Annotated in this window: 9 protein-coding genes and 1 pseudogene; 2 read left to right on the top strand and 8 right to left on the bottom strand. The window is 59.9% G+C overall.

Going from position 1 to position 12,123, the window contains the following annotated elements; genetic code table 11:
• Positions 1-14: 14 nt before the first annotated feature.
• Positions 15-461: a DUF441 domain-containing protein gene (locus ACVWZ0_RS10590; RefSeq protein ID WP_125290076.1), complete on the bottom strand. Its 447-nt coding sequence runs from the start codon at positions 459-461 to the stop codon at positions 15-17.
• An 80-nt stretch (positions 462-541) separates the two neighbouring features.
• The gene (locus ACVWZ0_RS10585) at positions 542-1,177 is read right to left on the bottom strand and encodes an aspartate/glutamate racemase family protein (protein WP_253454330.1); all 636 of its coding nucleotides are present in this window, start codon (positions 1,175-1,177) and stop codon (positions 542-544) included.
• Positions 1,178-1,468: 291 nt separating this feature from the next.
• Here ACVWZ0_RS10585 and hpxO point away from each other — a divergent pair, with 291 nt between their 5' ends.
• A complete protein-coding gene (gene hpxO, locus ACVWZ0_RS10580) occupies positions 1,469-2,626 on the top strand; it encodes an FAD-dependent urate hydroxylase HpxO (RefSeq protein WP_253454331.1) in 1,158 nt (385 codons plus the stop codon).
• Between the two features lie 44 nt (positions 2,627-2,670).
• Here the strand turns inward: hpxO and dcp are convergent, their stop codons facing one another.
• Both dcp and ACVWZ0_RS10570 read right to left on the bottom strand, forming a co-directional pair.
• Complete coding sequence (gene dcp, locus ACVWZ0_RS10575) at positions 2,671-4,719, bottom strand: peptidyl-dipeptidase Dcp (protein WP_253454332.1); 2,049 nt, start codon at positions 4,717-4,719, stop codon at positions 2,671-2,673.
• A gap of 45 nt (positions 4,720-4,764) precedes the next feature.
• A pseudogene (locus ACVWZ0_RS10570) lies at positions 4,765-5,386 on the bottom strand (LysR family transcriptional regulator).
• A 95-nt stretch (positions 5,387-5,481) separates the two neighbouring features.
• On the opposite strand from ACVWZ0_RS10570, the gene ACVWZ0_RS10565 reads away from it, so the two are divergent.
• Positions 5,482-5,985: a phenolic acid decarboxylase gene (locus ACVWZ0_RS10565; protein WP_125290081.1), complete on the top strand. Its 504-nt coding sequence runs from the start codon at positions 5,482-5,484 to the stop codon at positions 5,983-5,985.
• A 70-nt stretch (positions 5,986-6,055) separates the two neighbouring features.
• Here ACVWZ0_RS10565 and xdhC read toward each other — a convergent pair whose 3' ends face one another.
• From xdhC to guaD, 4 genes are read right to left on the bottom strand one after another with little or no spacing between them, the layout of a single operon-like run.
• Positions 6,056-6,823: a xanthine dehydrogenase accessory protein XdhC gene (gene xdhC / locus ACVWZ0_RS10560; RefSeq protein WP_125290082.1), complete on the bottom strand. Its 768-nt coding sequence runs from the start codon at positions 6,821-6,823 to the stop codon at positions 6,056-6,058.
• Entirely contained in the window at positions 6,813-9,173 is a 2,361-nt protein-coding gene (xdhB, locus tag ACVWZ0_RS10555; protein ID WP_253454333.1) for a xanthine dehydrogenase molybdopterin binding subunit, read from the bottom strand. The genes xdhC and xdhB overlap by 11 nt, the downstream gene beginning before the upstream one ends.
• Positions 9,163-10,608 (bottom strand): xanthine dehydrogenase small subunit, encoded by a 1,446-nt coding sequence (xdhA, locus tag ACVWZ0_RS10550; RefSeq protein WP_253454334.1) that lies wholly within the window; start codon positions 10,606-10,608, stop codon positions 9,163-9,165. The genes xdhB and xdhA overlap by 11 nt, the downstream gene beginning before the upstream one ends.
• Positions 10,605-11,930, bottom strand: a complete 1,326-nt coding sequence (guaD, locus tag ACVWZ0_RS10545) for a guanine deaminase (RefSeq protein ID WP_253454335.1) — start codon at positions 11,928-11,930, stop codon at positions 10,605-10,607. The genes xdhA and guaD overlap by 4 nt, the downstream gene beginning before the upstream one ends.
• Positions 11,931-12,123: the final 193 nt, after the last annotated feature.

Raw genomic sequence — 12,123 nt, 5'->3', positions numbered from 1 at the left:
CTTTCTGCGGACGGCTACATTTTACCGATAAACAGCGACACCAGCCCGGCGGCGATCAGCGGCCCGACCGGCACGCCGCGAAACAGCGACACGCCGATAATCGTGCCGATCAGCAGGCCGCCGACGATAGTAGGCTGCGATCCCATCAGGCTGACGCCGCGCCCGCCTACCCAGGAGACGAAAATGCCTACCGCGATCGCCAGCAGGGATTTCCAGTTCAGAAAGGAGTGCATCAGCGTGCTGGTCGGCAGCGCGCCGCTGGCAATGGGCGCCATGACGCCAATGGTCAGGATCACAATCCCGACGGTGACGCCCTGCTTTTCAATCCACGGGAACAGCGCGTTCAGCGGCGTCATGCGCACCACGATCAGCACCAGCAAAGCGATAGCGACGGTCAGGTTGTGGCTGAAGTAGCTGAGCCCCGCCAGAAACAGCAGAATAAACAGCGTTAAATCGAACATAGTGGTTTCCTGTCAAAGCGTGGGGCTACACCTTAAAACGCTTTGCCGCTGCGCTCTAGCTCTTTTTAACGCCTTAAAAATTAAAGAATAGCTTCGAGCGCGGCCTGCAGGCTGGTTTCCGGGCCGGTCAGCACCGCCAGCGTGGTATTGATCTGCTTTGCCGCGCCCGCCATCGAACTTTGCGCCAGCACGATACAGCCCAGCGCACACTCGTGGCGATCGCGAATATAGTGCGCGATCTCACGATGGTAGCCATCCATACCCCCCTGGTTGAAAAAGGCCCAGGCGCGCGGGATCAGTTCTACGGCTAGACGGCTGCCGGGAATAAACGCCTCGAACAGCCGCGTGGTGGCCGCAAGCGTAGAATGGGCGGTGCAGAGCACCAGCACCGCGCCGTGATAGTGCGAGGCCGCCTTCGCCAGCGCCGCGTCCACGCGAATAACAGGCTTGCTGAAACGTTTAGGATCCAGTGCCACCACGCCCAGCGTGGTACAGGTGACGATCACCGCATCGGCCTGCTGGCACAGCTCGTCGAGGATATGGCTGACGGCCGCCTCAATGTCGGCGGTCACTTCGCCCGCTTCTGCCGCCTGAGTTAACAGCTCGCTTTGCACGCAGTGCAGCAGCTGAACCTCATCATAATCCAGCGCTTGCAGCGCCTCTTCAAACAGCACTATGTTGCTTCTTGCCGCATGCAGACAGGCTATGGTTGCCATCTTGCTTTCTCCTGAAAAAGGTCTTTTGCCACTGTGGCAAATTCTGTAGCGCTTTGCCAACACTTCGGCCCTTTCCGTCACTTTTGTTTCACTGATGGATCACCATGCTGGTGCAATGCGCCAGCCTGAAGCAGGAATTTAACGAAACGATCGTTTCACCAGGCGCGCGGACTGGACGCACTCCGTCGCCATAACGCCTGTATAGTTCAGATTGTTTCACCCCGCGCGAACCGGACGACGCAACTGGTACAAAAGTTGCAAAGCCTCCAGGGAAGCCTGAAGGAGAAACAGATGAAAGCATTGATTATGGGCGCGGGGATCGGCGGCATGTGCACCGCCATTGCGCTGCAGCGTTTTGGTATCGAAACCGCAGTATTTGAAGCGGTAAAAGAAATTAAGCCCGTCGGCGCGGCCATCTCCATCTGGCCCAACGGCGTGAAGTGCCTGAATTATCTGGGCATGAAAGAGCAGCTGCGGGCGCTGGGCGGCATGATGCAGACCATGGCCTATCATGATGCGCGGACGGGCAATCCTCTGACGCAGTTCAGCCTGGCGCCGCTGATTGCCGAGTCCGGCGAGCGCCCTTACCCGGTCGCGCGCGCGGAATTACAGTCCATGCTGCTGGGACACTATGGCTTTGACCGGGTACGGTTCGGCAAACGCGTGGCGAGCGTGGAACAGCACGATCGGGGCGTGACGGCCTTTTTTACCGACGGCAGCGAGGCGCAGGGCGATTTGCTGATTGCCTGCGACGGCGCGCACTCCGCCGTCCGTCCTTACGTGCTGGGACAAACCGTGCCGCGGCGCTACGCGGGCTATGTTAACTGGAACGGGCTGGTGGCGCTGGACGAAAGCATCGCGCCAGCCCGGCAGTGGACGACCTTTGTCGGCGAAGGCAAGCGCGTTTCGCTGATGCCGGTGGCGAACAACCGCTTTTACTTTTTCTTTGACGTGCCGCTGCCGCCGGGGCTGGCGGAAGATCGCAGCACGCTGCGCGCCGATTTGCAGCGCTATTTTCAAGGCTGGGCCGCGCCGGTGCAGAAGCTGATTGCGCAGATCGATCCGGCCACCACCAACCGTGTGGAAATCCATGATATCGAACCGTTTCCTCAGCTGGTAAAAGGCCGCGTGGCATTGCTGGGCGATGCGGCGCACAGCACCACGCCCGATATTGGTCAGGGCGGCTGCGCGGCAATGGAAGATGCGGTAGTGCTGGCAAACTGCCTGCAAACGCATTCGATGGGTATTGAAGACGCGCTGCTGCGCTATCAGGCCCGGCGCGCCGGACGCGTGAAGGATCTGGTATTGAAAGCCCGCAAACGCTGCGACGTTACACACGGCAAGGATATGGCCGTCACGGAGCAGTGGTATCGGGAACTGCAAAGCGAAACCGGCGAGCGCATTCTTCAGGGCATGTGCGACACCATTCAGGGCGGGCCTTTCGCCTGACTCACGCCAGCGCGACGGTGACTGCCGTCGCGCTGAAGACGCCGTCAGCCTTCCTCTTTTAATCCCCGGTTAATCAGCATGGCTTCGATTTCCGGCTCTCTGCCGCGCCACTGTGCATACAGCGCTTTCAGATCCCCGCTGTTGCCGCGCGACAGAACGGCGTCGCGGAACCGCTGGCCGTTTTCCCGCGTCAGGCCGCCGTGCTCGCTGAACCAGACAAAACCGTCGTCGGCCAGCATCTGCGTCCACAGATAGGCGTAGTAGCCTGCCGCATAGCCGCCGCCCCAGATATGCTGAAAGTAGCTGGAGCGATAGCGTGGCGGCACGGCGGCGAGCGCGATTTGCTCGGCTTCCAGCGCCTGCTGTTCAAAAGTGGCGACGTCCTGCTCCTGCTGGTCGGCGGCCAGGCTGTGCCAGTGCATATCCAGCAGCGCCGCGGCCAGCAGCTCGGTCATGTCGTAGCCTTTATTGAACTTGCTGGCGTTGATGATTTTCTTATGCAGCGCCGTGGGCATCGGCTCGCCGGTTTGATAGTGGCGGGCGAAATGGCTGAATACCTGCGGATCGCTGGCCCAGTGTTCGTTAAGCTGAGAGGGGAACTCAACGAAATCCCTGGGCGTGGCGGTACCGGAAAGCGAGGGATAACGCTGTTCGGCGAACAGACCGTGCAGCGTGTGGCCGAACTCGTGGAACAGCGTAATCACGTCGTCCCAAGCGAGCAGCGCGGGCTGCCCTTCAGGCGGTTTGGGATAGTTGCAGACGTTATAAATAACGGGCTTAGTGCCGAGCAGCGTGGACTGTTCAACAAAATTACCCATCCACGCGCCGCCGCCCTTGTTGTCGCGCTTGAAATAGTCGGTATAGAACAGCGCCATCGGTTCGCCATCGACGTCCAGAATTTCATAGACGCGTACGTCGGGATGGTAAACCGGGATATCGCTGCGCGCCTTAAAGGTAATGCCATAAAGTTGGGTGGCTGCCCAAAATACGCCGTTTTCCAGTACGTTATTCAGCTCAAGGTAAGGTTTGATCTGGTTTTCATCCAGATCGTAATTCGCCTTGCGCACCTGTTCGGCATAGAACAGCCAGTCCCAGGGCTGAAGGCGGAAACCGCCCTGCTGCTGGTCAATCACCGCCTGAATATCCGCCGCCTCGCGGTTAGCACGCGCGGTGGCAGCAGGCACGATGGCACGCATAAAATCGAGGGCGGCCTGGGGAGTTGAGGCCGTCTGATCCTGAAGCTTCCAGTCGGCATAGCTGGCAAACCCCAACAGCTGCGCCTGACGCGCGCGGATGCTGGCCAGATTAGCGATCGGCGCGCGGGTATCGTTGCCGTCGCCCTTTTCAGCCCGTTGCCAGGCAGCCGAAAACAGCGCCTCCCGCGTGTCGCGGTTGCTGAGGCTTTGCAGAGCCGGCTGCTGCGTGGTGTTTTGCAGCACCAGCAGCCACTGCGGCTGCAGGCCTTTCTCCTGCGCCGCTGCGGCAGCCGCGCTCAGTTCGGCCTCGCTTAACCCTGCCAGCGCTGCCGCATCGTTGACGGCAAGCCCGCCCGCTTTGGTCGCCGCCAGCAGCTTATTGGTGAACTGCGTGGTCAGCGTGGCCGCCTGCTGATTCAGCACCTTCAGCTGCGCTTTTGTGTCGTCACTGAGGCTGGCCCCGGCGAGCTGAAACGCCTGCCAGGTTACTTCCACCAGGCGCAGCGATTCGTCGTCCAGCCCCAGGCTCTGGCGCTGCTGGTAAACGCTGTCGAGACGTGCAAACAGCTGGCTGTTTAGCCGGATATCATCCTCCAGCGCCGTCAGCCGTGGCGACATCTCCTCGTCAAGCTGCTGGAGCAGATCGCTGGTGTTGGCTGACGTCATGGCGTTAAACACGCTCTCCACGCGCCGGAGCATCAGTCCGCACTGCTCCAGCGCCTGATAAGTATTGGCGAAGGTCGGCGGCTCGGCGCTGTTGGCGATGCGCTCTACCTCTTCCCGTTTTTGCCGCATTCCCTCTTCCAGCGCCGGACGATAGTCGGCTTCGGTAATGCGATCGAAAGGCGGCGCCTGAAACGGCAGCGGGCTGGGCTGGCTGAACGGATTAGTGGGCATGGCATGACTCCTTATCGACTCTCCGAATAGGCGAAACGGGCGGCATCAGGCAGGCATGCTGAACAGCCTGGTCAGCGTCTGGATTTGCCGATCGTCCGATGATAAATCTTTAACAATCAGATGTAAGGGTGTAGCACGTCTGCCGCCGTGCGTCATGGGAAGAATTTTCAGCGTGCCGGCAGCCAGCTGCGAGGCGATACGCTCTTCCGGCAGCCAGCCGTAGCCGACCTGCGCGATCACGGCCTCCGCCGCGGCATCAATGGTGGAGAAAGTCCAGCACTTCGGTAAGGTTTACCTGCGTATGCGGATGCTGCTGCTGAAACTGCCGCAGAATGGTAAACAGGCGCCCGCGCGGGAAAATGGCATCCACCACTAAATCCAGGCGCGTCCGCACGCCCGTGGTCAACAGAGCGGCATGGGCTTCCACATACCAGAACGCTTTCAGCAAGGGTCTGACCCGCGCCAGCAGCTGCTCGCCCGCCGCCGTCAGTACGGTCCGCCGCCCTTCAGGCCGCAGCAGCGCCACGCCCAGCCTTTCCTGCAGCAGCGCGAGGTTGTAGCTGACCGAAGACTGGCTGCGGCAGGTCGCCTCCGCTGCTTTCGCAAAGCTGCCCGACTCCACCACTTTCTCCAGCAGCGCCCACTGTTCCAGCGTCGTTTTATGCATGATTGATTTAATTATCAGATGAATTTGACTTAAAATTAGCGTTATTAATTCAGAAAATAAACCGATAAAGTGTCAAAAAAACACAGGAGGATAAGATGAAATTCGATCGAAATGACCTGAGCGGCTTTATCGGTAAACACCTGGTTTATACCTACGACAACGGCTGGAATTACGAAATTTACGTCAAGAACGAGCAGACGCTGGATTATCGTATTCACAGCGGCATGGTCGGCAACCGCTGGGTGAAAGATCAGCGGGCTTATATCGTGCGTGTCGGCGAGGAGAGCTATAAAATTTCCTGGACGGAGCCGACCGGCACCGACGTCAGCCTGATAGCTAACCTGGGCGACCGCCTGTTTCACGGCACCATCTTCTTCCCGCGCTGGGTAATGAATGACCCGCAAAAAACCGTTTGTTTCCAGAACGAGCATATTGCGGAAATGGAACGCTATCGCGAAGCCGGCCCGGCTTATCCAACGGAAATTATCGATGAGTTCGCGACGATCACGTTTATCCGCGACTGCGGACCCGATAACGACAGCGTGATTGACTGTGCGGCCAGCGAGCTGCCTGCGAATTTTCCTGATAACCTCAAATAATCAGTCAATCAGATTTTATCGCGTGACCTGACGCGCCTCTCCTTTATCCCGGCCAGCCATGCTGGCCGTTTTATTGCCCATAGCAGGCAATAATCTCACCCGCTACCGCTACCGCAATCTCAGCGGGCAGCTTGCCTTTCACGTCAGGCAGGCCAATCGGGCAGCGCAGGGTATCCAGCTGCTGGCGACTGAAGCCCTTGCCCTCCAGCCGGTAATCGAACCGCTGACGTTTGGTCGCCGAGCCAATCACCCCAAAGTAGCGATAGTCGCCGCGCGTCAGGATCGCCTCGCAGAGCGCCAGATCGGTGGGATGATGGTGGGTCATCACCACGTAATAGCTTTCCGGCGGCATCTGTTTCACCGCGTCGCGCGGATCTTCCGGGCAGCAGATCGTCACCCCTTCCGGCACCTGAACGAACTGCTCTTTACGCTCGTCTACCCAACAGACATGACAGGGCAGCGTCGCCAGAATGGTGACCAGCGCCCGGCCTACGTGGCCTGCGCCAAACACCGCTATCTGCGGCTGCGGCTGGATCAACGGCTCAAACAGCACGGAGGTCATGCCGCCGCAGCACTGTCCAAGCCGGGCGCCCAGGTTGAAATGCTCGCTACGCGGTTCGCTGCTGCGCGTCGTCAGCATCTCTCTGGCAAGGGCGATGCACTGATATTCCAGATGGCCGCCGCCGATGGTCAGAAAAGATTGCCCGGCGGTGACAATCATTTTGCTGCCGCTGTCGCGCGGCACCGAGCCTTTTTCCTCCAGCACCGTCAGCAGTACGCAGGGCTCACGCTTTTCGTGTAGCGAGGCCAGTATTTTAATCCAGTCGTCAGGTCGCATTATGTTCCCTCATTTTTTCTGCCCCCCAGAAGACCCTTTCCGGCGTGGCGGGCGCATCCAGCAGCGGGTGCTGACGGTAGTCGCCAACGCTGGCTACGGCATCCTGGAGCGCGCACCAGGCGGCAATCCCCAGCATAAACGGCGGCTCGCCCACCGCTTTGGAATGAAACACCGTATCTTTGGGGTTTTTACGGTTTTCCACCAGCGTAACCCGCAGATCCGCAGGCACGTCGCCAATCGCCGGAATTTTGTAGCTGGCGGGGCCGTCGGTCATCAGGCGGCCCTGCTCGTTCCACACCAGCTCCTCGCTGGTCAGCCAGCCCACGCCCTGCACGAAGCCGCCCTCAACCTGGCCAATATCGATCGCCGGGTTCAGCGAGGCGCCGACGTCATGCAGAATATCCGCCCGCAGCAGCCGATATTCGCCGGTCAGCGTATCGACAATGACCTCCACGCAGGCCGCGCCAAAGGCGTAGTAGTAAAAAGGCGTGCCGCGCCCTGCTTCACGATCGTAATGAATGCCGGGCACTTTGTAGTAGCCGGTCGCGGCAAGCGGCACCTGGTTCAGCCAGGCCAGCTGCGCCACGTCCGCAAAGGTGAAATGTTTTTCGCCTGCCCTGACGATGCCGTTGCTGAAGCTGACCTGCTCAGCGCTACAGTTATGCAGGCTGCACAGCATAGCCGTTAATCGGTCGCGCAGGATCTGCGCCGCGTTCTGGGCGGCCTTACCGTTAAGATCGGTGCCGCTTGAGGCGGCCGTCGGCGAGGTATTAGGCACTTTGCCGGTATCCGTTGCGGTGATCTGGATGCGATCGACGTCGATTTGCAGCACTTCCGCCACGATCTGCGCAACTTTGGTATTAAGGCCCTGGCCCATTTCCGTGCCGCCGTGGTTAAGCTGTACGGTGCCGTCAGTGTAGATCAGGATCAGCGCGCCCGCCTGATTAAGGAAGCTGGAGGTAAAAGAGATGCCGAACTTCACCGGCGTCAGCGCCAGGCCACGTTTCAGATAAGCGCTGCCGTGATTAAAGGCGGTGATTTCGCGGCGGCGGGCCGCATAGTCCGCGCTGGCCTCCAGCTGCGCGGTCATCTCCTCCAGCAAATTGCCTTCCACCTGCTGGTGGTAGTGCGTGACGTTACGCGTTTCTTTGCCGTAATAATTGCGTTTGCGTACCTCAAGCGGATCGAGGTTCAGCTCGCGGGCGATATGATCCATGATCTGCTCAATCGCCACCATGCCCTGGGGGCCGCCAAAGCCGCGATAGGCCGTGTTGGACGCCGTATTGGTACGGCAGCGATAGCCGGTGATCAGCGCGTCGCCAAGATAGTAGGCGTTGTCGGCATGAAACATGGCGCGATCGACGATCGAACCAGAGAGATCCAGCGAATAGCCGCAGTTGCCGGCCAGATCGATTTTTACGCCGCAGAAGCGCCCATCGTTATCCACCCCTACGTCATAGCGCACGTAGAAGGGATGCCGCTTGCCGGTTATGTGCATATCGTCACGTCGCGCCAGCCGCATTTTCACCGGTCTGCCCGTCTGCCGCGCCGCTACCGCGCACAGGCAGGCGACGCCGGCGGCCTGCGTCTCTTTACCGCCAAAGCCGCCGCCCATCCGCCGCATATCTATCGTCACCTTGTTCATGGTGATCCCCATCACCGACGCTACCAGCTTCTGCACTTCCGTCGGATTTTGCGTGGAGGAAAAAACCTGGAGCGACTGGTCTTCGCCCGGCACCACCAGCGCAATCTGCGTTTCCAGGTAAAAATGCTCCTGGCCGCCGATGTGGAACTCGCCCTGAAGCCGATGGCTGGCGCGAGCGAGCGCGGCTTCCGCGTCGCCCCGCTGGTGCACATGCGGCTGCTGCACAAAATGCGCTTTCGCCAGCGCCTCTTTGACGTCCAGCACCGGCGTCAGCGGCTCGTACTCAATAATGGCCGCTTCCGCCGCCCGGCGGGCCGCCTGCGGGCTTGACGCCGCCACCGCCAGCACGATCTGTCCGGCATACTCTACGACGTCTTTTGCCAGCAGCGGATCGCCCGGCTCCAGCGGCCCGATATCCCCTTCGCCCGGCACGCTTTGCCAGGTCAGCACGCTGACCACGCCGGGAATGGCGTAGCAGGGATCGGTATCTATGCTGAGGATACGGGCGTGCGCATGCTCGCTAAGGCGGGGACAGAGATGCAGCATGCCCGGCAGCTCCAGCCTGTCGTCGATGTAGATCGCCTCGCCGGAGACGTGCTTATCCGCGCTCTCGTGCTTATTGCTTTTACCGACGCCGCTCTGAATGCCTGCCTGATACTGCCGGGCGATAACGTCAGCCGCCACTAAGGGACGATTATTGGACATAGTCTGTTACCTCCAGCAGGGTTAGCTCTTCCGTAAGCGAAGCGTGATAGCGACGCAGCAGGTTCTTCGCTACCTGTAACCGGTAGGCCGCGCTGGCGCGGAAGTCGCTCAGCGGCGTAAAGTCCTGCTCCAGCGCGCGGCAGGCCAGCGCCAGCGACTGCTGCGTCAACGGTTTGCCCACCAGCGCGCTTTCGCAATGGAAGGCACGTTTTGACGTTGCCGCCATGCCGCCAAAGGCGATACGCGCGGCGGTTACCCGGCCGTCGGCATCGCGCTCCAGCATAAATGCACCGAAAACGGCGGAAATATCATCTTCCAGCCGCTTGGACACCTTCCACGCGCGGAAATGTTGTGACGCCGTCACTTTTGGTACGCTGATTGACAGGATAAATTCGCCGGGCCGTAGCGCAGTTTTGCGATAGTCCACGAAAAATTCATCCAGCGGCAGCGTGCGGATTTGCGAGCCGCGCTGAAGCGTCAGCGTTGCGTTGAGCGCCAGCAGCATCGGCGGGGTATCGCCGATGGGCGAGCCGTTGGCGATATTGCCACCCAGCGTGCCGCGATTGCGGATCTGCAACGAAGCGAAACGCTCCAGCACCTGCGCGAAGGCAGGAATATGGGGCCGCAACAGCGTGGCGCAGGATTGAAGGGAAGCGCCCGCCCCCAGCACAATCGCCTGCTCCTCTTCCCGACAGGCTTTCAGTGCTGCTATCTGATCCAGGGCGATAACCAAAGGCAGCGGTTTATAACTTTGCGTCACCTGGAGCGCTAAATCCGTGCCGCCCGCCAGCAGCTTCGCCTCCGGATGCGCCAGCAGCAGTTCCGCCAGGCGATCGAGGCTTTTCGGCAGCAGGCAGCGGTTGCCGTTGAACGCCAGCTCCTGCTCTTCGCCGTTGTGGATCGCCATCAGTTTTGCCACCGTCTGCGCCTCGCGCTGCGCAAAGCTGTCCGGCTGCGGCCGTTCGCAGACCTGACGCGCCGCATCAATAATCGGCCGATAGCCGGTGCAGCGGCACAGGTTGCCCGCCAGCGCCTGCTCCGCCTCTTGCCGCCGCCAGCCTTCACTGTTTTTTTGCAGCGTAAACAGCGACATCGCAAAACCCGGCGTGCAAAAGCCGCACTGCGAGGCGTGGCACGTCGCCAGCGCTTTTTGCACCTCGTGCAGCTCGTCGCCCTGGCGGAGATCCTCAACGGCGATCAGCTGTTTGCCCTGAAGGCTGCTGACAAAGGTGATGCAGCTGTTGACGGTTTCATACACCATTTTGCCCGCCTCGACGCGCCCCAACGTGACCGTACAGGCACCGCAGTCGCCCGAAGCACAGCCCTCTTTGGTGCCGCAGCGGCGCTGGTTCTGGCGTAAATAGTTCAGTACGGTGGTTTCAGGATCGAGACTTTGCTCGGTGACCAGCGTCTGGTTCAGTAAAAACTGGATCATGCGGCTTTCTCCTCGCTCTGCGGCTGCCAGACCAGTTTGCCGTTGACCCAGGTACAGGCGATATTGCGATCGTCGCCCAGCGTCATCAGCACAAAAAGTTTCTCCCAGATATCGCGGCTGTTGGCGCAGCGCAGCTTTTGCAGCGCCGAGACGGCCGGATCGAGCACCACGAAGTCCGCCTCTTTGCCGGGCTGGAAGTTACCGATCTTATGATGCAGATCCAGCGCCTGCGCGCCGCCGAGCGTGGCGTGGTAGAACGCCTCACAGGCGGCCATTTTATACTGCTGTAGCTGCCCGACCTTGTAGGCTTCGCCCAGCGTTTGCAGCATATTAAAAGTGGTGCCCGCGCCGACATCCGTACCGATGCCCAGCCTGACGTTTTTTTGCCAGCAGGTTTGTAGCTTAAACAGGCCGCTGCCGAGAAACAGGTTAGAAGTAGGACAGAAGGCGACTGCCGAATCAGTCTGATGCAGGCAGTCCCACTCGCTATCCTCCAGATGGATGCAGTGCGCGAAGACGCTGCGGCGGCCCGTCAGCTGATAATGGTGATACACGTCCAGATAGCCGTCGCGCTCGGGGAAAAGCGCGTTGACCCAGGCAACTTCCTGCGGGTTTTCGCTCAGGTGGGTGTGCAGCCAGATATCCGGATAGGCTTCCTTCAGCTGCCTGACCTTTTCCAGCAGCGCTGGCGAAGAGGTTGGCGCAAAGCGCGGCGTCAGCGCATAGCTCAGGCGCCCGCGATTATGCCAGCGCTCAATCAGCTCGCGGGTTTGCCGGTAGCTCTGTTCGGGCGTCTCGGTCAGGTAGTCCGGCGCATGGCGATCCATCATGACTTTCCCGGCGATCAGACGCATTCCCAACCCTTCGGCCGCGCTGAACAGCGCATCCACCGATTCCGGATGCACGGTGCCGAAAACCAGCGCCGTGGTGGTGCCGTTACTCAGCAGCTGGTGCAGAAAAAAGGCCGACATCTTTGCCGCGTGCTGCGGACAGTGATACTGGCTCTCTACCGGGAAAGTGTACTGTTGCAGCCACTCCAGCAGCTGCTCGCCGAAAGCGCCGATCATCTCCGTTTGCGGATAGTGAATATGGCTGTCGACAAAACCCGGCACAATAAGCTTGCCTCGGTAGTCGGTTATCGGCTGCCCGGCGGCGAGCTGATGCTGCCCCGCTTCCCACGTCTGAAGCGAAAGAATTTCGCCTTCGCACAGCAGCAGCAGGCCGTCTTCAATGTAGCGGGCGTGGGCCGGCAGTTCTTCAGGCTGGCTGACCGGTGCGGTGATATCAAAAAAACTGCCGCGAATGGCGGTGATGGATGGCATAGCGCTTCCTTCTGAACAAGTCTTCGGCAATCAGTGAACGGCCTACGTTCAGAGTTGCAATTGCTGTGCCACATTAATAATCGGAATTTATATGCTATTTATCAGTTACTTAAATATGGATGCATTAAGAAACCCTGAATGAATCGAGGCAATCGTATGCGCAACCGATTGCAGCAATCAGCAAACGATTACC

The sequence above is a fragment of the Erwinia sp. TECH1 genome, from assembly GCF_054057575.1.
This window is presented reverse-complemented; position numbering and strand designations above follow the sequence as displayed.

What these genes read in the sequence shown, in the direction of transcription:
- guaD (WP_253454335.1), bottom strand. Translation starts at nt 11,930, where the DNA reads ATGCCATCCATCACCGCCATTCGCGGCAGTTTTTTTGATATCACCGCA.
- ACVWZ0_RS10585 (WP_253454330.1), bottom strand. Translation starts at nt 1,177, where the DNA reads ATGGCAACCATAGCCTGTCTGCATGCGGCAAGAAGCAACATAGTGCTG.
- xdhA (WP_253454334.1), bottom strand. Translation starts at nt 10,608, where the DNA reads ATGATCCAGTTTTTACTGAACCAGACGCTGGTCACCGAGCAAAGTCTC.
- ACVWZ0_RS10590 (WP_125290076.1), bottom strand. Translation starts at nt 461, where the DNA reads ATGTTCGATTTAACGCTGTTTATTCTGCTGTTTCTGGCGGGGCTCAGC.
- dcp (WP_253454332.1), bottom strand. Translation starts at nt 4,719, where the DNA reads ATGCCCACTAATCCGTTCAGCCAGCCCAGCCCGCTGCCGTTTCAGGCG.
- xdhC (WP_125290082.1), bottom strand. Translation starts at nt 6,823, where the DNA reads ATGCGACCTGACGACTGGATTAAAATACTGGCCTCGCTACACGAAAAG.
- hpxO (WP_253454331.1), top strand. Translation starts at nt 1,469, where the DNA reads ATGAAAGCATTGATTATGGGCGCGGGGATCGGCGGCATGTGCACCGCC.
- ACVWZ0_RS10565 (WP_125290081.1), top strand. Translation starts at nt 5,482, where the DNA reads ATGAAATTCGATCGAAATGACCTGAGCGGCTTTATCGGTAAACACCTG.
- xdhB (WP_253454333.1), bottom strand. Translation starts at nt 9,173, where the DNA reads ATGTCCAATAATCGTCCCTTAGTGGCGGCTGACGTTATCGCCCGGCAG.